The organism is Paenibacillus sp. W4I10 (assembly GCF_030816325.1).
GTDB lineage: Bacteria > Bacillota > Bacilli > Paenibacillales > Paenibacillaceae > Paenibacillus > Paenibacillus amylolyticus_B.
Genome location: NZ_JAUSXX010000001.1, coordinates 5,036,751 through 5,061,428 on the forward strand (window position 1 = coordinate 5,036,751; position 24,678 = coordinate 5,061,428).

Sequence of the window (24,678 nt, forward strand, 5' to 3'; positions counted from 1 at the left end):
GCATTACTCCTTTTTATCATCAACTTGCTTGGATTCATCTTTGGCTGGAAGTGTTACCTTGTTCTCTTTGCCAGCAACCGTTCCCGTATGCTCCATATCATCTGCAGGAACTTTGGACGATACAATCGGATCACTGTAACGAACATCTGCTTTGCCTGTCACTCTTCTCACTACAATGAATACAACAGCAACAATAATGATGCCAATCGCGAGCAGTTGCGAGATTCTTACGTTACCGTATACAGGATCAAGATATCCTTGTTCAAAGCCCATTGCAGTCATTGGAGACCATAGCCCGTTCACTAATGAAGCGACCCATTGCGGAGCCTGGAAGCCAAGACTGTCCGTACGTAGAGCTTCAATGAAGAAACGACCGATAGAGTACCAGATGAAATAAGACATGAACAGTTCACCTGAACGCAGAAACTTCTGACGACGCAGAACCAGCAGCAAGACCAGACCAACGAGACTCCACATCGATTCATACAAAAATGCAGGATGGTGGAATACGCCTTCTACGTTCATTTGATTAACAATAAAGTCGGGCAGATGAAGCTTGTCTCTCAAAAATGATTCTTCTACAGGACCGCCGTAGGCTTCCTGATTCACAAAGTTCCCCCAGCGTCCGATCAACTGTCCAACGAGCAGTCCAGGCGCACAGATATCCGCCATACGCCAGAAGTTATACCCTTTACGACGGAAGAAAATAACTGCACAGATGATTGCACCAATAAGGGCACCATAGATGGCTATACCGCCATTCCATATTTTAAAGACATCCCAGAAATTATCCTTATAATCTTCCCACTTAAATGCTACGTAGTAGATACGGGCACCAATGATGGCAGAAGGCACACCCAGCAGGACCATATCCATGAACACTTCCTGTGGAATATTGTATCGTTTGCCCTCCCGGATCACGAGCAGGAGTCCTATAAGTGCCGCGGCACCAAGAATAAGCCCGTACCAGTGAACCTTTAACGCTCCAATAGAGAACGCAATCGGGTTCAACAGTAATAATGTATCCATTCATTCACACTCCTATTTATTCAATCAATCGCACGCATGACGAATGGTTGGCATGCCCTGCGCCTTAAGAGAAGCAGTACATGTCAACCATTCATCTTCATTTCCTTGTATAAAATGTTTCTTAATCCATGTCTTCCATATCTTCCGAGATGGTTGCTGTCAGCTTGTTTGTGAATTGCAATGCAGCATTAAGACCCATCTGTTTCAGACGATAGTTCATACCCGCCACTTCAATAATAACCGCCAAGTTCCGTCCCGGACGAACAGGGATTGTAACCAGAGGTACATCCGTATCAATGATACGTGTAGTCTCTTCATCCAGACCCAGACGATCATATTGTTTATCCTGCTGCCATGCTTCCAGACGTACAACCAAGGTAATCCGTTTGTTATTCCGAACCGCACCAGCTCCGAACAATGTCATGACGTTGATAATACCGACACCTCGAATTTCGAGCAAATGGCGGATCAATTCAGGTGCAGTACCGTGGAGCTGAAAATCTGACGTTTGGCGGATCTCTACCGCATCATCGGCAATCAGTCGGTGTCCACGTTTCACCAGTTCCAGTGCTGTTTCACTCTTACCAATACCGCTACTACCCGTGATCAGCATGCCTACGCCATAGACATCACAAAGTACACCGTGAATGGTTGCTGTTGGTGCCAATTTCTTTTCCAGGAATCCCGTAATCCGGCTGGATAGAATCGTTGTCGCCATGTTGCTGCGAAGTACAGCCAGATTCTGTTCTTCACTAATATCAATCAGCTCTTGCGGAACTTCCAGTCCACGCGTGACAACGATACAAGGCGTCTCTTCCGTACAAAGACGTTGCATACGATCGCGCCGCTCTTGCTCAGGTAACATTGCAAAGAAAGCTAACTCCGTTCTTCCAAGTAGCTGGACCCGTTCTTGTGGGTGGTATTCAAAATAACCGGCCATTTCCAGACCAGGACGGTTCAGGTCATCTACCGTAATGACTCTTTTCAGTCCGTGAGATCCAGAAACAACCTCCAACTGAAATTGCTGCACGAGTTCAGATACTTTCACTTTTTTCGCCATTTGTCTCTTCCTTTCAGCATTAGCTGTGCTTCTATGTACATCAGATCGTGTATCCGTTATTTCCATTATTAGCGCATTCACAACATGGGGTACAGCCTGCATACCCTTCCAACAGTCGATTCTCTCAAATATATGAAGACAGACCTTCAAATAATCTTAAATGAATTCCGGGATGAATGCAATCGCAGCCTCCGACAACCAATAGTAAGAAAAGTCTTCTGATCGAAGCACCTTTTAGGATACCACAATCGTAGTTTAGCGGCCGTTTTTCTTGCGGCTATTAATCCTTCAACTCCGCCGAAACTTATAATTCCAATAATCTTAAAAAAAGCCCCTTCCAGCAATAACGGAAGGGGCTCTCATTACAATGTATAATTGCATTAACTGTCAGGTTCCATCGTCACCGAGGAATCCCAGTAATATTAGTCTTGAAGAAGTACGTTCACTTCAGTCTCTTTGTCAAAGATATGAACCTTGTTCATGTCGATGGCCATTTTAACTGTGGAACCATCACGAGTGTTAGAACGTCCGTCTACACGTGCGATTGTTGTATCGTTACCAACACCACTCAAGTAGAGGAGCATTTCGTGACCCAGGTTCTCTGTAACATCTACGTGTGTAGAGAATACGGAGTTCGGGGATGCTTCCAGGAATACTGGCTCTTCGTGAATGTCTTCTGGACGAACACCCAGAATCACTTCTTTGCCAATGTATCCTCTAGATTTCAACACTTGTGCTTTACCTTGCGGGATTTCAACGTCCACGCCTGGAGCAATAAAGTGAAGGTTAGCACCTTGCTCAGCCAGTTTACCCGAGATAAAGTTCATTGTCGGGGAACCGATGAAACCAGCTACGAACAGGTTAGCCGGCAGGTTGTACAACTCTTCCGGAGAAGCTGCTTGTTGGATGATACCATCCTTCATAACAACGATCCGATCACCCATCGTCATAGCTTCGATCTGGTCATGCGTTACGTAGATAACAGTTGTTTCCAAACGTTTCGCAAGTTTAGTGATCTCAGCACGCATTTGACCACGCAGTTTGGCATCCAAGTTGGAGAGAGGCTCATCCATCAAGAACACTTGTGGATCACGGACAATCGCACGTCCCAAAGCGACACGTTGACGTTGACCACCGGACAATGCCTTAGGTTTACGCTCAAGCAAATGTTCGATATCCAGGATTTTAGCTGCTTCACGTACACGTTTGTCGATCTCATCTTTTTTAACCTTACGCAATTTCAAACCAAACGCCATGTTTTGATATACGCTCATATGCGGATACAAGGCATAGGATTGGAATACCATCGCGATATCGCGGTCTTTAGGTGCAACATCATTAACGACACGGTCACCGATATAGAGTTTACCTTCAGAAATTTCCTCAAGGCCTGCGATCATACGAAGTGTTGTTGATTTACCACAACCGGACGGACCTACCAGTACCAGAAATTCTTTATCTTTAATGTCCAGGTTAATGTCAACTACAGTTGCTTTATCAGAACCCGGGTATTTTTTGAAAATATGCTCTAAACGTACTCCAGCCATGATTGTTGCCTCCTCAGAGATCATTTTGTAATCGAATACAATTTGTATTTTTATAATACCCTATCACCGTGAGGTTTGACTATTCGCAAACTGCACAAAAATATCAATGCTTTTTCGTCACTTTGTACATTAGTAGTAAAAACTGCACTAGAACAGCACTTTCAAAGTGCCTCACATCATAGCCAATCTCCTGTTTGATCTTATCCAGACGGTATACCAACGTGTTACGATGAATGAAAAGTCGTTTCGCTGTCTCACTGACATTACAGTCCAGGCTAAAAAAAGTCTCCAGCGTAGCAAGTGTCTCACTATCATTGAAGATTACCGTGTCTTTGCCAGTTTCCTTTATAAAACGTATCCGTTGATCATCTGGAATGCTCGCTACCAACCGCTCCAGGTGAAGATCCCATGGGAGATGAATATGCTGCGTAACATGGAATGCTCTCCCCAAGTGAACACTTTCTTTAAGAAGAGTTGTGACCGATACAAGTTGTTGTGCAGGAATGCATGGCAGAGATGCAGACAGATGGAACACCCCAGCCCACTCACTGGCAACCAATTCATGCAACCCCAGACAAAAAGCGTTCAGTGAATCCTTTTTGGCTTCTGTTGTATCTTCCTCGGCTTCTTCTGTAACAATTTCTTTATCACCCATGAAAATCCACTCTTGCTCCCCCAAAGGAATCAAGACTATTTCCTCGCCAAAGTAACTCTCAAGTAACTTGTTGAGTTCCTTGGACCGCAAACGATGTGCATCCGGTGTATCCCCTTGCAGCAAGAACAGAATCTTCTCAGCATTCAATCCTGCAGGCGTCACAAAGCGATCAGGAACTGTTTGAGATTCCTGCTTGGTTGGTTCTTCGATCTGTTCTTTAAGCCAGAGGCCCAATTCAGTCAAATACTGCTCCCTATCATTCTCATATACAACAGGTTGTACCTCATCGGGTAGAGTCGCGTTAGTACGGATCAAAAGCTCAATCAATTGTCGTGTTTCCACGGTAATAGATTTTGCAGGGCATCCCCAACACACGACGGTCTCTTCTTGCTCATTCATCCGAACCTTAAAAAAGATACGCTTTCCCGTATTCAAACTGATTACATCGAATGAACTTGGAGATGTAGATTGAACAGATAACTCCTGACTCTCACCTTCATCACCAACGGTCTCTAAATTCTCATGATGACCAACCAGATTAGCAACGGATTGCGTCCATTCTTGTATTGTAATTTCATATTCGTCCAAAGTTGTGCCTATAATGACTTCAATTTGCTGTTTTAGATCAGGTATGAGCTTCATATAATGAACGTCACCACTCTGCAAGTTTTCTATTAGTTTATCATATCTTGCCCAGCATTAATAAATATCCATATTAAGCTAAAATCAGATAACAAAAAAGAGCAACTAATCAAATTAATGATTAATCACTCTTTTCTTAAAGATGAGTCATGAAGGGCTCGAACCTTCGACACCCTGATTAAAAGTCAGGTGCTCTACCAACTGAGCTAATGACTCATAAAACTGGTGGAGGATGATGGATTCGAACCACCGAACCCGTACGGGAGCAGATTTACAGTCTGATGCGTTTGGCCACTTCGCTAATCCTCCAGGGATTAAAGGTGGCTCGGGACGGAATCGAACCGCCGACACGAGGATTTTCAGTCCTCTGCTCTACCGACTGAGCTACCGAGCCATATTTAATTTTTAGGATTAATGGCGGAACCGACGGGATTCGAACCCGCGATCTCCTGCGTGACAGGCAGGCATGTTAGGCCAACTACACCACGGTTCCAGGCATTAATGGTGCCGGCGAGAGGACTTGAACCCCCAACCTACTGATTACAAGTCAGTTGCTCTACCAGTTGAGCTACACCGGCGTATATGGTGGAGGCTGAGGGGATCGAACCCCCGACCCTCTGCTTGTAAGGCAGATGCTCTCCCAGCTGAGCTAAGCCTCCTGGGTAATATGGTAGCGGCGGAGGGGATCGAACCCCCGACCTTACGGGTATGAACCGTACGCTCTAGCCAGCTGAGCTACACCGCCATATTAATTGTGTCTTGATTGCTTGTCCATCTTTAGGTAAAGATGGCGGAGAGAGAGGGATTCGAACCCTCGCACCGCTTACGCAGTCTAACCCCTTAGCAGAGGGTCCCCTTATAGCCACTTGGGTATCTCTCCAAATAACAATCTTCAACATCATCAAGGATTGCTCCCTGAAAACTAGATTCGAAACGAAACACGCGAATTACAACTTGCTATTGGATAAGCCCTCGACCGATTAGTACTGGTCAGCTCCATGCATTGCTGCACTTCCACCCCCAGCCTATCTACCTCGTCGTCTTCAAGGGGTCTTACATACTGGGAAATCTCATCTTGAGGGGGGCTTCACGCTTAGATGCTTTCAGCGTTTATCCCGTCCGTACATAGCTACCCAGCGGTGCTCCTGGCGGAACAACTGGTACACCAGCGGTACGTCCATCCCGGTCCTCTCGTACTAAGGACAGCTCCTCTCAAATTTCCTACGCCCACGACAGATAGGGACCGAACTGTCTCACGACGTTCTGAACCCAGCTCGCGTACCGCTTTAATGGGCGAACAGCCCAACCCTTGGGACCTACTTCAGCCCCAGGATGCGATGAGCCGACATCGAGGTGCCAAACCTCCCCGTCGATGTGGACTCTTGGGGGAGATAAGCCTGTTATCCCCAGGGTAGCTTTTATCCGTTGAGCGATGGCCCTTCCATGCGGTACCACCGGATCACTAAGCCCGACTTTCGTCCCTGCTCGACTTGTAGGTCTCGCAGTCAAGCTCCCTTATGCCTTTGCACTCTTCGAATGATTTCCAACCATTCTGAGGGAACCTTTGGGCGCCTCCGTTACTCTTTAGGAGGCGACCGCCCCAGTCAAACTGCCCACCTGACACTGTCCCCGCACCGGATTACGGTACCAGGTTAGAACCTAGATACGATCAGGGTGGTATCCCAACGTTGCCTCCACAGAAGCTGGCGCTCCTGCTTCAAAGGCTCCCACCTATCCTGTACAGATCGTACCCAAATTCAATATCAAGCTGCAGTAAAGCTCCATGGGGTCTTTCCGTCTTGTCGCGGGTAACCTGCATCTTCACAGGTATTAAAATTTCACCGGATCTCTCGTTGAGACAGCGCCCAAGTCGTTACGCCATTCGTGCGGGTCAGAATTTACCTGACAAGGAATTTCGCTACCTTAGGACCGTTATAGTTACGGCCGCCGTTTACTGGGGCTTCGGTTCACAGCTTCGGGATTACTCCCTAACCACTCCCCTTAACCTTCCAGCACCGGGCAGGCGTCAGCCCGTATACTTCGCCTTACGGCTTCGCACAGACCTGTGTTTTTGCTAAACAGTCGCTTGGGCCTTTTCACTGCGGCCCCCTCGTGCTATTCACACTACCGGGGCACCCCTTCTCCCGAAGTTACGGGGTCATTTTGCCGAGTTCCTTAACGAGAGTTCTTCCGCGCGCCTTAGAATACTCTTCTCGCCTACCTGTGTCGGTTTGCGGTACGGGCACCATCACCTGGCTAGAGGCTTTTCTTGGCAGTGTGAGATCATGACCTTCGCTACTATAATTTTCGCTCCCCATCACAGCTCAGCCTTACAATGTGCGGATTTGCCTACACATCAGCCTCACTGCTTAGACGGACATCCATCAGTCCGCGTCACTACCCTACTGCGTCCCCCCATTGCTCATAACGGCTTACGGTGGTACAGGAATTTCGACCTGTTGTCCTTCGACTACGCCTTTCGGCCTCGCCTTAGGTCCCGACTTACCCTGAGCGGACGAGCCTTCCTCAGGAACCCTTAGGCTTTCGGCGGATCAGATTCTCACTGATCTTTTCGTTACTCATACCGGCATTCTCACTTGTATAATGTCCAGCGCTCCTTACGGTACACCTTCAACCCTTATACAACGCTCCCCTACCCCTGATGCAAAGCATCAAGCCATAGCTTCGGTGGTGTGTTTAGCCCCGTTACATTTTCGGCGCAGAGTCACTCGACCAGTGAGCTATTACGCACTCTTTCAATGGTGGCTGCTTCTAAGCCAACATCCTGGTTGTCTGTGCAACTCCACATCCTTTCCCACTTAACACACACTTGGGGACCTTAGCTGATGGTCTGGGCTGTTTCCCTTTTGACAATGGATCTTAGCACTCACTGTCTGACTCCCGGAAGTAAGTCTATGGCATTCGGAGTTTGACTGAGCTTGGTAACCCTTGCGGGCCCCGCACCCAATCAGTGCTCTACCTCCACGACTCTGTTTTCCGAGGCTAGCCCTAAAGCTATTTCGGGGAGAACCAGCTATCTCCGAGTTCGATTGGAATTTCTCCGCTACCCCCACCTCATCCCCGCATTTTTCAACATGCGTGGGTTCGGGCCTCCAGTGCGTGTTACCGCACCTTCACCCTGGACAGGGGTAGATCACCCGGTTTCGGGTCTACGTCCACGTACTAAGTCGCCCTATTCAGACTCGCTTTCGCTGCGGCTCCGGCTCTTCACCTTAACCTTGCACGGGAACGTAACTCGCCGGTTCATTCTACAAAAGGCACGCCATCACCCCTAAAACGGGCTCTGACTTTTTGTAAGCACACGGTTTCAGGTTCTATTTCACTCCCCTTCCGGGGTGCTTTTCACCTTTCCCTCACGGTACTGCTTCACTATCGGTCGCTAGGAAGTATTTAGCCTTGGCAGATGGTCCTGCCGGATTCATACGGGGTTTCACGTGCCCCGCACTACTCGGGATCCGTCTCGGAGGGAACCAACTTTCAACTACAGGGCTTTTACCTTCTTTGGCGGGCCTTTCCAGACCTCTTCGCTTAACCGGTTCCTTTGTAACTCCATGTGAGACGTCCCACAACCCCAAAGAGCAAGCTCTCTGGTTTGGGCTTCTCCGCGTTCGCTCGCCGCTACTGACGGAATCACTATTGTTTTCTCTTCCTCAGGGTACTTAGATGTTTCAGTTCCCCTGGTATGCCTCTACATAACCTATGTATTCAGTTATGAGTAACTGGAAATTACCCCAGCTGGGTTTCCCCATTCGGACACCCCCGGATCAAAGCTTGCTTACAGCTCCCCGAGGCAGTTTCGTTGTTCGCCACGTCCTTCATCGGCTCCTAGCGCCTAGGCATCCTCCGTGTGCTCTTAGTAGCTTAACCATTTTGTTCCGGTTTCGACTGCTTGCTTCCCTTGTTTTGCTTGCGCAAAGCCAAAAGTCGCTCCCATTCGATACCATCACAAAAGCAATTTAACTACCTTTATAAATACTTCACTTGTTTACACAAGATCAGCTTAAAGGAATGTTCTAATTCGCGTTTGTTTCGTTTCGATATCTAGTTTTCAAAGAACAAACTTGTAAAGCATTTTTGGTGGAGCCAAGCGGGATCGAACCGCTGACCTCCTGCTTGCAAGGCAGGCGCTCTCCCAGCTGAGCTATGGCCCCATATAAAGTTTAAAGGTATAGATGGTGGGCCCTGGTGGACTCGAACCACCGGCCTCACCCTTATCAGAGGTGCGCTCTAACCAACTGAGCTAAGGGCCCACATTATATATACTATTTGAACCCAAAATGGGTTACGCTTGGCGGCGTTCTACTCTCCCAGGACCCTGCGGTCCAAGTACCATCGACGCTGAAGGGCTTAACGGTCGTGTTCGGGATGGGAACGTGTGGAACCCCTTCGCTATCGCCACCAAACGTTTGAGAGTTTGAGCTCTCAAAACTGAGCAACGAGTGAGTAACTAGCCGACCTGGCTAGATTTTATATTTGAATGTTTCCGTTGCAGGAAACGATTCTCCATAGAAAGGAGGTGATCCAGCCGCACCTTCCGATACGGCTACCTTGTTACGACTTCACCCCAATCATCTATCCCACCTTCGGCGGCTGGCTCCTTGCGGTTACCCCACCGACTTCGGGTGTTATAAACTCTCGTGGTGTGACGGGCGGTGTGTACAAGACCCGGGAACGTATTCACCGCGGCATGCTGATCCGCGATTACTAGCAATTCCGACTTCATGCAGGCGAGTTGCAGCCTGCAATCCGAACTGAGACCGGCTTTGTTGGGATTGGCTCCATCTCGCGATTTCGCAGCCCGTTGTACCGGCCATTGTAGTACGTGTGTAGCCCAGGTCATAAGGGGCATGATGATTTGACGTCATCCCCACCTTCCTCCGGTTTGTCACCGGCAGTCTATCTAGAGTGCCCACCCGAAGTGCTGGCAACTAAATATAAGGGTTGCGCTCGTTGCGGGACTTAACCCAACATCTCACGACACGAGCTGACGACAACCATGCACCACCTGTCTCCTCTGTCCCGAAGGAAAGGTACATCTCTGTACCGATCAGAGGGATGTCAAGACCTGGTAAGGTTCTTCGCGTTGCTTCGAATTAAACCACATACTCCACTGCTTGTGCGGGTCCCCGTCAATTCCTTTGAGTTTCAGTCTTGCGACCGTACTCCCCAGGCGGAGTGCTTAATGTGTTAACTTCGGCACCAAGGGTATCGAAACCCCTAACACCTAGCACTCATCGTTTACGGCGTGGACTACCAGGGTATCTAATCCTGTTTGCTCCCCACGCTTTCGCGCCTCAGCGTCAGTTACAGCCCAGAGAGTCGCCTTCGCCACTGGTGTTCCTCCACATATCTACGCATTTCACCGCTACACGTGGAATTCCACTCTCCTCTTCTGCACTCAAGTCACCCAGTTTCCAGTGCGATCCGGGGTTGAGCCCCGGGATTAAACACCAGACTTAAATGACCGCCTGCGCGCGCTTTACGCCCAATAATTCCGGACAACGCTTGCCCCCTACGTATTACCGCGGCTGCTGGCACGTAGTTAGCCGGGGCTTTCTTCTCAGGTACCGTCACCTTGAGAGCAGTTACTCTCCCAAGCGTTCTTCCCTGGCAACAGAGCTTTACGATCCGAAAACCTTCATCACTCACGCGGCATTGCTCCGTCAGGCTTTCGCCCATTGCGGAAGATTCCCTACTGCTGCCTCCCGTAGGAGTCTGGGCCGTGTCTCAGTCCCAGTGTGGCCGATCACCCTCTCAGGTCGGCTACGCATCGTCGCCTTGGTGAGCCGTTACCCCACCAACTAGCTAATGCGCCGCAGGCCCATCCCCAAGTGACAGATTGCTCCGTCTTTCCAGTTCTCTTCAGGCGAAGAAAACAATTATTCGGTATTAGCTACCGTTTCCGGTAGTTGTCCCAAACTTGAGGGCAGGTTGCCTACGTGTTACTCACCCGTCCGCCGCTAAGTATCAAGGAAGCAAGCTTCCTATCAACTCCGCTCGACTTGCATGTATTAGGCATGCCGCCAGCGTTCGTCCTGAGCCAGGATCAAACTCTCCAATAAAGTATTGAAAAGAGCGATAAGCTCATTTTGAATCTGACGAGATTAAAAATCTCATTTGTGCTCCAGTTGATCCAAGCCAAGGCTCGTTTCAAACTTTCGCGTTCATTCTGCAAGCAGAATGTTTACTCACTCGTTGTTCAGTTTTCAAAGATCAAACTCGTTTTTTCGTCACCGTTTTCTCTCAGCGGCGACTTTTATAATATATCATACTTCGTTTGTTTTGGTCAAGTGTTTTTTTGAAATTCTTTTTCGAAGTTCGTAATGAACTCCTTCATTTCATCTAAAGCATCTAACCAAGCAAGCAAAGCAACGAGATATAATGTACCATATAAATATCCCGCGAGTCAACTATCCGAACAAAGAAATTTTCAACCCTAATAATAGCCCCACACCTGGCAATCCCAAAACAGTTACAGTCCCTATCGTTGTTGGGTTCAGTGGGATGTAGGTTCCTGTAATCCATCCGGAATAATTCACTATATATATCCCTACTGCAGCCAGCACCAGATGAATTCCGAATGACGTAAAAAACGATAAGCCTATCCGCTTTCTGAATAAAACAACGATAAGCCCCAGTAATGATATAACCAGTACACTTCCTAGTATGATACTCTTCATATGTTACACCTCCGTGTTTAATGTAAACATGACTACATACTAATCCCTCGCTGTGATGTAACATCATCATTCGCTCTGGCTCGCTTTGCTCTTCTCAAGTGGATCTGGTACTTCCGCTCAGCTGCCTCTAATACATAAATGGCATAATCAATCTCATCCTGCCCCTGTGCATCTTCGAACTGTCTCATAGCCCGCTCCCATTCCTGCTTAGCCATCTGAATATCTGCATAGATCTGATCCGCCTCAAGTTCCTTCAACATTCTGTTGTGTTTCTCTACCGAGTTCCGTGTATTTCGCCACAAAAACATAAACTCTCCCCCTCCTGATCAGCACAGTATATTCTCATACTTATCAGGGAAAGGACAAACTTAGAACTCAGGCATTCATTTTCTTCACAAAAAAAAGAGAGCCCTAAGGCTCTCTTTGCACATCGAAACTTATTTAGCATCCGAAGTTTCCAAGGAAGTTCGCTGCGTAATACAAATTGATCACACTAACGCATCTCCCTGCGCCCTTCCAACGCTTTGGAAAGGGTCACTTCATCCGCATACTCAAGATCGCCACCTACAGGCAATCCATGCGCAATCCGGGTCACACTGATCTCAAACGGACGCACCAAGCGGGAGATGTACATCGCTGTAGCCTCCCCTTCGATATTGGGGTTTGTCGCCAAGATGATCTCTTTTATACGTTCATCACTTAATCGAATCAGGAGTTCCTTCAAACGAATATCATCTGGGCCAATTCCCTCCATAGGTGAAATCGCACCCTGTAACACATGATAGTATCCATCAAATTCCTTGGTGCGCTCCATGGCCACCAGATCTTTCGAATCCTGAACTACACAGATTACAGAGACATCCCTGGACTTATCCTGACAGATGCGACACGGGTCCGTATCAGTGATATTACAACATACAGAACAGTAATGAAGATTACGCTTCACACTTACGAGCGCTTTGGCAAAATCGATAACGTCATCTTCCTTCATGTTAAGCACATGAAAAGCTAAACGCGCTGCCGTCTTGGGACCCACACCCGGCAACCGGGTGAAGGCATCAATCAGCTTGGCTATTGGTTCGGGATAATACAATCGATTGTGTCTCCTTTGACAGGATCAATTTTTAATTAAAATAATCCCGGAATATTCATGCCGCCTGTGAACTTGCCCATATCCTTGTTGGCAATCTCATCGGCTTTGGCCATTGCATCATTAACAGCTGTCATAACGAGATCCTGCAACATTTCAACATCTTCCGGATCTACCGCTTCAGGTTTGATCGTGATAGCAAGCAATTTCTTGTGTCCGTTAACTTCAGCCGTCACTACACCGCCACCAGAAGTACCTTGGACTGTTTTGTCCGCCAGTTCCTCTTGTGCTTTCAGCATTTGCTCCTGCATTTTCTTCACTTGTTTCATCATTTGGTTCATGTTGTTCATAATTGTTCATCTCCTTTGTTATGGTTATCGCGCTATACGCATTATTCTTTGATCACTACAAGGTCCTCACCAAAGAGCTGGATGGCTTCATCAATCCATGGCTGCTTGTTGCTTGAACCGCCGTCTTCATGCTCAGGTTCAAGCTTAAAGTCCTCCTTTGGCGTTTCAGAAGCTCCCTCCGTTGCTCCGGTCCAATCTTTGAGCATCATCGTCACCAATCGCGCAGGACGCCCAAGCTGCTCGGACAACACCCGCTCAATGACTTCACGGTTAGCCTGCTTCTCCGTTGTTTCACGGTGAATGTTGTTTTTAAAAGCAACCAACACATTGTCTTCAAGCAATGATACCGGCTCACCATCCACAAACCAGGCGTGAACGGTAACCCTCTCTTCCTTCACCCGTTGCAGGATCTGACTCCATTTTTTGCTGATCTCTGCGAACTCAGGGGCTCCCTTGCGCGCAACATACTGATCCAACTGTGCAGGAAGCTTCGCAGGCGAGTTCCCTCTCGATACAGGGGCTCGTGTTGCCGGACGCGATGGAGCACTCGATGAACCTTCTCCACCAGACAACCCACTCTTTAGTGCACGATCCAACTTCTTCTCCAACTCAGCAAGCTGCTGCTTCAAGCGGTTGATCTCTCCCCCATCAGCAGGTGCTGCATGAGCTGAAGCTCCCACCTGAACAGAAGCCTCACCTTGAGCTGGAATACTACACAGTTTAAGCAATGCAACTTCGAATAATGTCTGTGGTTGTACTGCATATTTCATTTCACTCTGGTACCGATTAAGGGTGTCAATCATGTGGAACAGTTGTTCCCTGGTGAATGACTCCGCCATATCACGGAAAGACTCCGGATTAAGTACCCGGTCCGTCAGTTTATCTGCATCAGGTACCATCTTAATCATAAGCAAATCACGGAAATAATACAGTAGATTCTCCATGCACTTGTCTGCACTCTTTCCTTCATGCATGAAACCTTCAATCATCTGCAAAATATGACCAACATCACCCTTGAGCAGCGAAGCAGCCAGTTTGGCAAATTGCTCTGAAGCAATTCCACCCGTCATGTCCATGACCTGCTGGTACGTTACTCGTCCATCCGTAAATGAAGAGATCTGATCCAGCACACTAAGTGCATCCCTCATTCCACCGTCCGATAAACGGGCAATGTATTGGAGTGCATCCTGGTCAGCCTCCATACCTTCCTGTTCACAGATCAATGTAAGTCTTGCTGTCTGCTCTTCCAGGGATACCCGGCGAAAATCAAATCGCTGACAGCGCGATATAATGGTAGCCGGAAGGCGGTGTGGTTCCGTTGTTGCTAAAATAAACATCACATGTGGTGGTGGCTCTTCCAATGTTTTGAGCAAAGCATTGAATGCCTCCGTTGTCAGCATGTGCACTTCATCAATAATATAGACTTTCTGCCGGACCTCGGTTGGCGCATATTTAACCTTTTCCCGAAGATCACGGATTTCTTCAACGCCCCGATTGGATGCAGCATCAATCTCCTGCACATCCATCACAGCGCCAGTCGTAATTCTGCGGCAAGCTTCACACTCGTTACAAGGTTCAGGCGCAGGCCCACGTTCGCAGTTCACAGCTTTGGCCAAAATCTTGGCGGCACTTGTCTTTCCCGTTCCTCTGGGCCCGCTAAATAAGTAGGCATGGGAAGTCCGCTGTTCACGAATCGCGTTCTGCAAGGTCTGAATAATATGCTGTTGCCCCACCATATCTTGAAACGACTGGGGACGCCAAGCCCGGTATAACGCGATATGCTCCATGATGCGTTACCTTCCTTCCACTTCGCATTCGAGTCCTTTGTCGTTCCCCTATTATACTATATTCTAGGGTGAATCCAAACTTTATCTGACTCATTCATGCGTGGTTTATTAAGACATATCAAAAAGACCTCTGCATACATACAACTGCAAAGGTCTCTACATTTAAATGGTAAGCCGTGCACCTGCTATCGATATTTGCGATCCAAGTGGCACCCCTAAACAATAGCTCGGGCTAGGCAACCCTCCGGCACAAGAGTGATCTCACTTATGGCTGCTTCCTTCCGGACCTGACCAGGTTCATGAGTACTCATTGCGGAGGACCCAACCGTCAACACCACGTTTAGGGACCAAACCTCACATCGGCAAAACCTCTAGCAGGAATTCAACCTCGCTATAGCGGATTGCGAGTTACAGGGCACCGCTACCTCCCCATCTAGCACGGTAAGAAATAGTATAACGTAAGGTTGTCCAAATTGCAACCAGAGGAACGAGGAAGCGACTATGCTTACATATAACATATAAAAACCCCTGCCAGATCAGCAGGGGTGTGTTGGATGCAATTAGCAGACAACTCCAAGAATTGTCCTATTAGATTCCGTATTTCTTTTTGAAACGATCAACACGGCCGCCAGCATCGATAAACTTCTGTTTACCTGTGAAGAACGGGTGGCACGCGGAGCAAATCTCTACACGAAGTCCGTCTTTAACCGAACCTGTCTCAAAAGTATTCCCGCAAGCGCAAGATACTTGACCAATCGTGTAATTAGGATGAATTGCTTCTTTCATTACCTTTCACCTCTTTCCGCCCTGAGCCTCAAGCGGACCCAGAGTAAATGGCACAACCCTGAGATTATAACACGGCCTTGTGCCTGTTGCAATCCATTATTGTTAAGAGGTAATCAACCGTTTTGGACGTGCCATTCCAGCTGGTGGAACATGGGTGTACGATCCGATCACAACATCAGGTAACTCGTCTTCAAAAATCTCAATCATCTGCTTCATGCCCAAGATATCACCTTGAGCTGGAGGAATTAATTCAAGATAGCTCTCCGGATCAATATTGAGATTACGCATCTGAATCAAGCGTAGATCGGTTCTTCTCGCAAACTCAATCATCGCCTCAATCTCTTCTTCACGGTCTGTTACGCCCGGGAAGATCAGATAGTTAATGGACGTGTATACACCCTGCTGCGCTGCGTATTTCATCGATTTCTCAACATTGGCTAAGGTATAACCACGCGGTTTATAGTAGGCGTTATAGTGGTCATCCAGTGCGCTAATTGTACTTACGCGCATCAGATCCAATCCAGCATCTACAATACCTCTAATGTGATCGTTCAGACCAGCATTGGTATTAATGTTGATATACCCCATGTCCGTTACGGAACGCACTTCGCGAATCGCTTCAATAATCAGCTTGGCCTGCGTGGAAGGCTCCCCTTCACAACCTTGTCCAAAACTAATGATGGACTCCGGCGTCTTCAGGTGTTCCAGCATAACCTCCACAATCTCATCCACACGTGGTCGGAAGTTCATACGTGTCTGCGGGGAAACAAAACCGCTATCATCCGGTTGCTCGGAGATACACCCGAAACAGCCCGCATTGCAAGAATAGGATACCGGTACTCCACCTTCCCAACGATTCAGGAACGTGTTCGACGAAGTTAGGCATTCATATCCGAGCGCACAATTGGACAGATGAGTATAAAGGCGGTTCTCAGGATATTGCTCCGTCAACCGTTTAACCCCGGAACGCACATCATCACGATCACAGTTCAGCGGATTCCATTGGTCAGGACTATCCGACTTCGCAGCCGTGACATAGAAACCGCCATCTTTCCAAACTACTGCGGAATAACCGAACAAAGGCAACTTATACTCTTTATCTGTCTTCACATAACCAGGGAGACACAAACGAGTGAATCCCTGTGGAAGCAACGCACCTACAGCCTGTGTGTCCGTTGGCATTGGCAGCATCTCACCGGTATCCGGGTCCATACCAATGGGCCGGGTGCTCGGGAGTCCAACCAACGTTGCACCCTCTGGCAAAGGGATGAGTTCGTCTTCCATAATCTCAACGATCATATCTCCACTGCGGGCAAGCCCGTACAGGGAAGGATGATCAAATACATTACCTTTTTCATCTGCGTATACTAAATACATGATGTTCTCCTCACATCTAATGGGTTAAACCTAACGACGAGTGTATTGTAACATTTACAGCAATGCTGCAAAAAGAAAGTGATTAGTCCAACGACACTTACGTCGATGTACCTGACGTAGCTGTCTGTCTAGGTGAGCGACGGGTTGTTGTTGTCCCGGAATTGCTTGTCGGGCTATTACCAGCCGAATCAAATGCCGCCAAAAACTCTGCATTTGTCTTGCTGTTACGAAGTTTTTTCAGGAATCCTTCGACAAAGTCATGGGAATCATTCATGTTTTTACGAATCGCCCAGATTGTATCCAACTCTTCCTTGCTGAGCAGCACTTCTTCACGACGTGTACCGGAACGACGAATGTCGATCGCCGGGAATATGCGGCGCTCTGCCAGACGACGGTCCAGATGGAGCTCCATGTTACCTGTACCCTTAAACTCTTCATAAATGACGTCATCCATACGTGAACCGGTATCAATTAATGCCGTTGCCAGGATGGTCAAGCTTCCGCCTTCTTCCACATTCCGGGCAGAACCGAAGAAACGTTTCGGACGATGGAATGCAGCTGGGTCAATACCACCACTAAGCGTACGACCTGATGGTGGAATAACCAGGTTATATGCACGGGCAAGACGTGTAATGCTATCCAGCAGGATAACGACATCCTTTTTGGCCTCAACCAAACGAAGCGCACGTTCAAGCACCAATTCCGCCACCTTAATATGATTCTCAGGCAGTTCATCAAATGTTGAAGCCACCACTTCCCCTTTTACCGAACGCGACATATCCGTTACTTCCTCTGGACGTTCGTCAATCAACAGGACAAACAGTTCAATTTCAGGATTGTTAGTTGAGATGCTGTTGGCAATTTCTTTGAGGAGAAGCGTTTTACCCGCTTTGGGAGGTGCTACGATCAATCCGCGCTGTCCCAATCCTACCGGGGCGAGCACATCCATAATTCGTGTGGACAAATGGTTGGGGGATGTTTCGAGAACCAGTTTTTTCTGCGGATACAGTGGGGTTAGTGCCGGGAAGTGAAGTCGCTCTGCAGCCGCCGATGGATTCTCACCATTTACAGCGTTGACTTGCAACAAACCGAAGTATCTCTCGTTTTCCTTAGGCGTTCTACACTTACCTGATACGAGGTCACCTGTTCTTAGGTCAAACTTGCGAATCTGAGAAGCTGAGATGTAAATGTCTTCCGTACTTGGCAAGTAGTTAATCGGCCGAAGAAATCCGTAACCTTCAGGTAAAATCTCGAGTACGCCTTGCATGAACATCAGGCCGCTTTGTTCAGCTTGTGCACGTAGTATAGCAAAGATTAATTCTTTCTTTTTTAACGTACCATAGTAAGGTATCTGATATTTTTTGGCCAGTTTGTAGAGGTCCGTTAGTTTCATTTCTTCCAAATCGGAAATTTGTAGATCCATATAATAACCACCTATTCAATTAATAAGTCCGTGTGAAATGGATAGTTTCGCTAGATGTTCCGGCTATAGAGAGCGGCGTCTGCCACAATCCCTTCTGTCCATTGTACGGAATGTAACCGTTATAATGCAAATACTTGTCTTTGAGTGTAAGTTTCCGGGTGGGATGGCCAACATTCGGCAAGATCCGCTATTGTGTGAACGATGCATTGAGGCGATCAATCCGGATAGACCGGCTATGGAGCGCAGTTCAAACAAAACCGGGGGTTGGGGATGAGAAATGATGTTCTTACAGCCATATGAAGTTTAATTCAAAAAAAGACCCTCCGGTAAAGGAAACAGAAACATTTCGTCTTATGCCGGAGAGACTGAGAACTCTATTAAAACAGGTTTACCTAATCATCGAAAAGATATGCAGTTCAGTTAAAATAAACATGTGTATGACTGAATCATGCATAATGCTTCCTATTTAATCAGTTTCCCGCCATACATCTGCACCGAGCAGGCGCAGATTAGTCACCAGATGATCATAACCGCGGTCGATATATTCGACCCCCGTCACTTCAGTCACACCTTCACTGACGGTGAGACCGGCAATCACCAGCGCTGCTCCAGCGCGAAGATCGGATGCTTTTACTTTGGCTGCGTTTAATGCACTGCCTTCAATAATCGCTGACCGTCCTTCTACTCGAATCTTTGCGCCCATCCGTACCAACTCAGGCACATGCTTGAACCGATTACTGTATACAAAGTCGCTCAGGACACTCACACCGGTTGCCTGTGTTAAAACACTGGTCATTGGTGACTGTAGATCCGTTGGGAAACCAGGATATACAAGTGCCTTCACGTCCACGTGGTTATAACTTGGTTTACCAATGACACGTATACTTTCATCCAACTCCTCAATGCCAACCCCCATCTCCAGCAGCTTTGCCGTTAAAGCCTCCAGATGTTTGGGAATCACATTGTCAATCAGAACATCTCCGCGCGTCGCCGCTGCAGCGATCATATACGTACCTGCTTGGATACGGTCCGGAATGATGGAATGACGGCAGCCTTTAAGCTCCGAGACCCCTTCAATACGGATCGTTTCGGTACCTGCACCCTTGATGCTGGCACCCATGGAATTCAGAAGTGTTGCTACATCTATAATCTCAGGCTCTTTAGCCGCGTTTTCGATAATTGTAGAGCCTTTGGCACGAGTAGCCGCCAGCATGATATTAATGGTTGCGCCGACACTGCTTACATCAAGATAGATTTTTGCTCCGCGCAGCTCTTTGGCATGCAAATGAATGGAGCCATGTTCGTTTGTTACGGTTGCGCCAAGCGCTTCAAACCCTTTGATATGTTGATCAATTGGACGAGGCTCAAAATTACAGCCCCCTGGTAAACCTATGGTCGCTTCTTTGAAACGCCCTAGTAATGCACCCATCATATAATACGAAGCGCGAAGCTTCTTCACGGGACCATTCGGCATAGGAATGGATTTGATGTCAGAAGGGTCAATCTTCATCTGACTGCCTTCCCAAGTCACACGTGCTCCGAGTTCCTCCAAAATTTCTGCATAAACCGCCACGTCACTCAAAAGCGGCAGGTTGTCCAACACGACTTCTGACTCGGCAAGCAATGCTGCAGGAATAAGCGCAATGGCGCTGTTCTTGGCGCCGCTTATAGTTACAGTTCCCTGTAACGGACGTCCGCCACTAATCATCAATTTTTCCATAAAGCTTAATGTCCCCCTACGTGTTTTGCAGCCGATGAACGGCAATACGTGCTGTTGGCTTCCGATGTAGAAATAAGGTGTGAAAATGGAAAGACACCGGCTAGGCGGTGTTTTTCCATTTCACAGTATGGAACTGGTAAAGTTAAATTACGCTTTGTTGTTAGAACCAAACTCGCGGATTTTACCTTTAACGGTTTCTTTGATTGCTTCACGGCCTGGTACGATGAATGTACGTGGATCGTAAGCATCTGGTTTAGCTGCAAGCACTTCACGAACCACTTTTGCAAAAGCAATTTGGTTCTCTGTGTTTACGTTGATTTTGGACGTACCCAGGGAAATGGCTTTGTCGATGTCGTGTTTAGGAATACCTGTACCACCGTGCAATACGAGTGGAACTTGTACCGCGTCACGAACTTCTTCCATTTCTTTGAAGCCCAGGTTAGGCTCGCCATGGTAAGGACCGTGTACGGAACCAAGAGCTGGTGCCAATGTATCGATACCTGTTTCTTTAACGATACGGATACACTCGTTCAGGTCAGCGTACATGATACCACCGATAACGTCGTCTTCTTGTCCGCCTACAGTACCTACTTCAGCTTCTACAGAAACGCCTTTAGCGTGTGCATATTCAACAACTTTTTTAGTCATTTCGATGTTCTCATCGATGGAGTGGTGGGAACCGTCGATCATAACGGATGTGAATCCAGCATCGATCGCTTCTTTACACTTGTCGAAGCTTGAACCGTGGTCCAGGTGAATTGCAACTGGAACGGTGATTTTCATGTCGTGAATGAGTCCTTCTACCATTTTAACTACAGTGTAGAAGCCACCAATGTGACGTGCTGCGCCTTCGGATACACCCAGGATTACTGGGGATTTCTCTTCTTCAGCAGCACCAAGAATCGCTTGAGTCCACTCAAGGTTATTGATGTTGTATTGACCAACTGCATATTTTCCTTCAAGTGCTTTGTTCAACATGTCTGTCATAGATACTAATGGCATGGTTTCAATCCTCCTAGGGGTTTGGGTTGTGTCTATGGTTTTTAGCCGAAATCACATACGGGCTTATTATACCACATCCCATGTCAAATACTAAACAAGCATTTGCAAAAATGCTGTGCTTTGCAGCACAGTTTTCATAGACACCGCTTTATAACTTCCCCATTTCCAATATTCCCCGGACGAAGGAGTGAAATACCCCATTCTCCCACCAAGTACCTTCTATGTTCTCCACACGCAAAAAAATCCTGTATCAACAGGATTCAGCTGCATTTATTGGCGGTACCATTGCGAAGTTGCATATTCACAGCCACTCGCATCTCGTCGATATCAAATGGTTTTGTAAAGTGCATGAGCGCTCCGAGATCCGTGGCTTCCTTAATCATGTCCAGTTCACCATAAGCGGTCATCATGATGACCTTGATACCCGGATCAATTTCTTTAATATGCTTCAGGATTTCCAGACCGTCCATCCCAGGAATCTTCATATCGAGCAATACCAGGTCAGGCTTGTCATTATTCACAATCTCCAGAGCAACCTTGCCGTTGGGTGCTTGAAACGTGTTATACCCCTCACTGCTGAACACTTCCATTAACAGGATTCGAATACCATTCTGGTCATCAACAATCAAAACTTTTTTATCTTCCACTCTGTAACCTCCTAGAATTAGGAAAGCATGTACATCTTTGAATCTGGATAACTATCCCATAGTCGTCATGATAAGTATTCTACCTCTTCCATTAAAATCCTGCTACATTCACAAAATGACAAAAAGCATATCCATCTGCTTTTTACGCAAAAAAAAGGGATGTTCTGGCATCCGCTATGGTTGCCAGGAACATCCCCAATATCTATTACGTTAACATTAATACATTGTATTACTTCTGCGCATTCTCCAGAGAAGCTTTTACAAACTCACGGAACAATGGTTGCGGACGGTTCGGACGGGAAGTGAATTCCGGATGGAATTGTACCGCCAGGAACCATGGGTGTCCTGGAAGTTCCACGATCTCAACCAGACGTCCATCCGGGGATGTACCCGAGATAACCAGTCCTGCTTTTTCAATCGTTTCACGGTATTCATTGTTGAACTCATACCGGTGACGGTGTCTCTCATACACCAGCTCGTCATCATAACAAGCCATCGCCAAAGAACCTTCCTGAAGCTTACAAGGATACAGCCCCAGACGCATCGTGCCACCCAGATTCTCGATATCTTTTTGCTCAGGCAACAGATCGATCACCGGGAATTCCGTAGCCGGATTAATCTCGGAGCTGTTCGCACCATTCAAACCAACGATGGAACGTGCATATTCAATAACGGAAACCTGCATACCCAGGCAAATACCGAAGAACGGAATTTGTTTCTCACGAGCATAACGGATTGCCGATACTTTACCTTCAATACCACGATCTCCGAATCCGCCAGGAACAAGGATACCGCCAATACCATGCAACAGGTCGCCTACATTCTCATCCGTAATATCTTCAGAAGGAACCCAGCGAATTTTCACATCAGCATTGGATGCAAATCCTGCATGAGACAACGACTCAACAACACTCAGGTATGCATCATGCAACGCTACATATTTACCAACAATAGCGATCTCAACCGTATGCTCCAACTTGTTGATCCGGTCAACCAGCCCTTCCCACTCGCTCATATCCGGTGCAGGAGTAGTCAGTTTCAGGTGATTTACCACGATCTCATCCAAGCCTTCTTCACGCAGGTTCAGAGGCACTTGATACAAGGTGTCTGCATCACGACATTCAACCACGGCATTCTCATCAATGTCGCAGAAGAGAGCGATCTTGGCTTTCATGTCTTTAGACAATTCATACTCCGTACGGCATACAATCACATTCGGTTGAATACCAATGCTGCGTAATTCCTTAACACTATGTTGCGTTGGTTTTGTTTTCACTTCACCAGCTGCTTTGATATAAGGAATAAGTGTTACGTGGATGTACATCACATTGTCGCGACCTACATCACTCTTGATCTGACGGATAGCTTCCAGGAAAGGCAAACTCTCAATGTCGCCCACTGTTCCGCCAATTTCCGTAATAACCACATCCGAACCCGCTTCACGTCCAGCGCGGAATACACGCTCTTTGATCTCGTTCGTAATGTGTGGAATAACTTGTACCGTTCCACCCAGATATTCCCCACGCCGCTCTTTGCTGATGACGGAAGAGTATACTTTACCAGTCGTGACGTTGCTGTTTTTGGAGAGATTGATATCAATAAAACGTTCATAGTGGCCAAGGTCCAGATCCGTTTCCGCGCCATCATCCGTTACAAAAACCTCGCCGTGCTGATAAGGACTCATTGTTCCCGGGTCGATGTTAATATATGGATCAAATTTCTGGATCGTTACCTTAAGCCCTCTGTTTTTCAGCAATCTGCCCAGAGAAGCAGCCGTAATCCCTTTGCCCAGGGAGGACACAACTCCGCCCGTCACGAAAATATACTTTGTCACTGTTATTACCCTCCTAATATAAGTACAGAAATTCAGGCGATATATGGTGTTATCGTAACCTGTTTCCCAGGTAATCATCGTTAAAAAGAGCAATGGCAGAAATTCCCTGCATCTGCCGAACTGCTCTTTCTGCGAAGACGGTTTAAATAAACGTTGTGTTACAGCAAAAAATGGTGCAAACATTCCGGTAGCCATCATTCCATTTGGTGTTTTTGATATACAAAAACGGGCCACGAAATGTTGGCCGGGAGCATGCGGAAATGAAAACATTTTGCAAAATTATGCCTCTAAAAATACAAAAAAAAGTACTCCCGCAGGACGGGGCACCTTCTATAAAAAACATAAATATATTGTCGCTCATTCATAAGCCCATGCAATAGTTTACCCGTTACCCCGTCTGCTGTCAAGGCTGACTATTCCGGGGAAACGGGTAAATTATAGACGTCAAAAATGACTACCGATTATCAGAATCGTCGTCAAATTCATCCTCGTTTTCGGACTCTTCTTCGTCTTCTTCGAGGTCTTCATCTTCCAGATCGTCATCTTCAACCAGCACTTCTTCTTCGCTGTCTTCTTCGTCAAAGATGTCGTCTTCGTCTTCATCTTCTTCGTCTTCTTCTTCGTCTTTATCCGGGCTGTCGAAGTCTTCATCGCTGTTATAGCTGTCTTCTTCTTCACCGAAGTCTTCATCTTCCAGATCATCGTCTTCATCGTTGATGATACGCGGACGCTTCGCACCCGTCATGGAATCTTCTGTTCCAGCCACCGGATACCAGCGCTTCAAGCCCCACAGACTTGTACCGACGCAAGCAAAACGGCCATCGATATTAATCTCGGTATATAGCTGGGCGATAAACTCGTTGATTTCTTCATCAGTCATTCCGCGCTGCTTCGCTACCTCATTCATCAAGTCACGATAGTAATACGGCGTATTAGCCGCTTTCAGCACCATAAAGGCAAGGTCGACCAAAGGGATCTCTTTTACCTTTTCTTTATCAATTTTCAAATTGAGCGAGGTACTCACTGCA

Annotated in this window: 17 protein-coding genes, 10 tRNA genes, 3 rRNA genes and 1 other RNA gene; all 31 read right to left on the reverse strand. The window is 47.2% G+C overall.

Annotation, left to right across the window (positions count from 1 at the left end; genetic code table 11):
• Window positions 1–3 precede the first annotated feature (3 nt).
• Window positions 4–1,029 (reverse strand): prolipoprotein diacylglyceryl transferase, encoded by a 1,026-nt coding sequence (lgt, locus tag QF049_RS22665; RefSeq protein WP_307540779.1) that lies wholly within the window; start codon window positions 1,027–1,029, stop codon window positions 4–6.
• Window positions 1,030–1,150: 121 nt separating this feature from the next.
• Window positions 1,151–2,089 (reverse strand): HPr(Ser) kinase/phosphatase, encoded by a 939-nt coding sequence (gene hprK, locus QF049_RS22670; protein WP_017691278.1) that lies wholly within the window; start codon window positions 2,087–2,089, stop codon window positions 1,151–1,153.
• A gap of 422 nt (window positions 2,090–2,511) precedes the next feature.
• Window positions 2,512–3,636, reverse strand: a complete 1,125-nt coding sequence (locus QF049_RS22675; RefSeq protein ID WP_124118337.1) for an ABC transporter ATP-binding protein — start codon at window positions 3,634–3,636, stop codon at window positions 2,512–2,514.
• 103 nt (window positions 3,637–3,739) lie between these two features.
• Window positions 3,740–4,933 carry a PucR family transcriptional regulator gene (locus QF049_RS22680; RefSeq protein WP_307540781.1) on the reverse strand — a complete coding sequence of 398 codons (1,194 nt, stop codon included), beginning with the start codon at window positions 4,931–4,933 and terminating at the stop codon, window positions 3,740–3,742.
• A gap of 143 nt (window positions 4,934–5,076) precedes the next feature.
• Window positions 5,077–5,149 (reverse strand) — tRNA-Lys (locus QF049_RS22685).
• A 7-nt stretch (window positions 5,150–5,156) separates the two neighbouring features.
• Window positions 5,157–5,242 (reverse strand) — tRNA-Tyr (locus QF049_RS22690).
• A gap of 12 nt (window positions 5,243–5,254) precedes the next feature.
• A tRNA-Phe gene (locus QF049_RS22695) sits at window positions 5,255–5,327 on the reverse strand.
• 21 nt (window positions 5,328–5,348) lie between these two features.
• Window positions 5,349–5,426: transfer RNA gene (locus QF049_RS22700), tRNA-Asp, on the reverse strand.
• 9 nt (window positions 5,427–5,435) lie between these two features.
• Window positions 5,436–5,511 (reverse strand) — tRNA-Thr (locus QF049_RS22705).
• Between the two features lie 5 nt (window positions 5,512–5,516).
• A tRNA-Val gene (locus tag QF049_RS22710) sits at window positions 5,517–5,592 on the reverse strand.
• Between the two features lie 9 nt (window positions 5,593–5,601).
• Window positions 5,602–5,678: transfer RNA gene (locus QF049_RS22715), tRNA-Met, on the reverse strand.
• 43 nt (window positions 5,679–5,721) lie between these two features.
• Window positions 5,722–5,813, reverse strand: a tRNA-Ser gene (locus QF049_RS22720).
• An 80-nt stretch (window positions 5,814–5,893) separates the two neighbouring features.
• Window positions 5,894–8,821: ribosomal RNA gene (locus QF049_RS22725) — 23S ribosomal RNA — on the reverse strand.
• A 208-nt stretch (window positions 8,822–9,029) separates the two neighbouring features.
• A tRNA-Ala gene (locus QF049_RS22730) sits at window positions 9,030–9,105 on the reverse strand.
• Window positions 9,106–9,127: 22 nt separating this feature from the next.
• A tRNA-Ile gene (locus tag QF049_RS22735) sits at window positions 9,128–9,204 on the reverse strand.
• A gap of 36 nt (window positions 9,205–9,240) precedes the next feature.
• Window positions 9,241–9,357 (reverse strand): 5S ribosomal RNA (rrf, locus tag QF049_RS22740).
• Window positions 9,358–9,463: 106 nt separating this feature from the next.
• Window positions 9,464–11,016, reverse strand: a 16S ribosomal RNA gene (locus QF049_RS22745).
• Together the 16S, 23S and 5S rRNA genes with 10 tRNA genes alongside form the textbook arrangement of a ribosomal RNA operon.
• A gap of 348 nt (window positions 11,017–11,364) precedes the next feature.
• Complete coding sequence (locus QF049_RS22750; protein WP_307540783.1) at window positions 11,365–11,634, reverse strand: pro-sigmaK processing inhibitor BofA family protein; 270 nt, start codon at window positions 11,632–11,634, stop codon at window positions 11,365–11,367.
• A gap of 32 nt (window positions 11,635–11,666) precedes the next feature.
• Window positions 11,667–11,894 (reverse strand): DUF2508 family protein, encoded by a 228-nt coding sequence (locus QF049_RS22755; RefSeq protein ID WP_083657421.1) that lies wholly within the window; start codon window positions 11,892–11,894, stop codon window positions 11,667–11,669.
• A 233-nt stretch (window positions 11,895–12,127) separates the two neighbouring features.
• Window positions 12,128–12,727 carry a recombination mediator RecR gene (gene recR / locus QF049_RS22760; protein ID WP_062838113.1) on the reverse strand — a complete coding sequence of 200 codons (600 nt, stop codon included), beginning with the start codon at window positions 12,725–12,727 and terminating at the stop codon, window positions 12,128–12,130.
• A gap of 35 nt (window positions 12,728–12,762) precedes the next feature.
• Window positions 12,763–13,074 carry a YbaB/EbfC family nucleoid-associated protein gene (locus QF049_RS22765; protein ID WP_036607248.1) on the reverse strand — a complete coding sequence of 104 codons (312 nt, stop codon included), beginning with the start codon at window positions 13,072–13,074 and terminating at the stop codon, window positions 12,763–12,765.
• Between the two features lie 41 nt (window positions 13,075–13,115).
• On the reverse strand, window positions 13,116–14,861 hold the full coding sequence (gene dnaX / locus QF049_RS22770) for a DNA polymerase III subunit gamma/tau (RefSeq protein ID WP_124118870.1): 1,746 nt from the start codon (window positions 14,859–14,861) through the stop codon (window positions 13,116–13,118).
• A gap of 174 nt (window positions 14,862–15,035) precedes the next feature.
• Window positions 15,036–15,303: signal recognition particle sRNA large type (gene ffs, locus QF049_RS22775), an RNA gene on the reverse strand.
• Window positions 15,304–15,449: 146 nt separating this feature from the next.
• A complete protein-coding gene (gene rpmE, locus QF049_RS22780) occupies window positions 15,450–15,647 on the reverse strand; it encodes a 50S ribosomal protein L31 (protein ID WP_036607255.1) in 198 nt (65 codons plus the stop codon).
• Between the two features lie 102 nt (window positions 15,648–15,749).
• The gene (locus QF049_RS22785) at window positions 15,750–17,024 is read right to left on the reverse strand and encodes a radical SAM family protein (RefSeq protein WP_091039190.1); all 1,275 of its coding nucleotides are present in this window, start codon (window positions 17,022–17,024) and stop codon (window positions 15,750–15,752) included.
• A 97-nt stretch (window positions 17,025–17,121) separates the two neighbouring features.
• A complete protein-coding gene (gene rho / locus QF049_RS22790) occupies window positions 17,122–18,447 on the reverse strand; it encodes a transcription termination factor Rho (RefSeq protein ID WP_036607258.1) in 1,326 nt (441 codons plus the stop codon).
• A 466-nt stretch (window positions 18,448–18,913) separates the two neighbouring features.
• Window positions 18,914–20,167 (reverse strand): UDP-N-acetylglucosamine 1-carboxyvinyltransferase, encoded by a 1,254-nt coding sequence (locus QF049_RS22795; protein WP_017691290.1) that lies wholly within the window; start codon window positions 20,165–20,167, stop codon window positions 18,914–18,916.
• A gap of 147 nt (window positions 20,168–20,314) precedes the next feature.
• Window positions 20,315–21,169, reverse strand: a complete 855-nt coding sequence (gene fba / locus QF049_RS22800; protein ID WP_307540789.1) for a class II fructose-1,6-bisphosphate aldolase — start codon at window positions 21,167–21,169, stop codon at window positions 20,315–20,317.
• A gap of 260 nt (window positions 21,170–21,429) precedes the next feature.
• A complete protein-coding gene (locus QF049_RS22805; protein WP_017691292.1) occupies window positions 21,430–21,816 on the reverse strand; it encodes a response regulator in 387 nt (128 codons plus the stop codon).
• A 229-nt stretch (window positions 21,817–22,045) separates the two neighbouring features.
• Entirely contained in the window at window positions 22,046–23,650 is a 1,605-nt protein-coding gene (locus QF049_RS22810) for a CTP synthase (protein WP_076217010.1), read from the reverse strand.
• A gap of 454 nt (window positions 23,651–24,104) precedes the next feature.
• Window positions 24,105–24,674, reverse strand: a complete 570-nt coding sequence (gene rpoE, locus QF049_RS22815; RefSeq protein WP_307540792.1) for a DNA-directed RNA polymerase subunit delta — start codon at window positions 24,672–24,674, stop codon at window positions 24,105–24,107.
• Window positions 24,675–24,678: the final 4 nt, after the last annotated feature.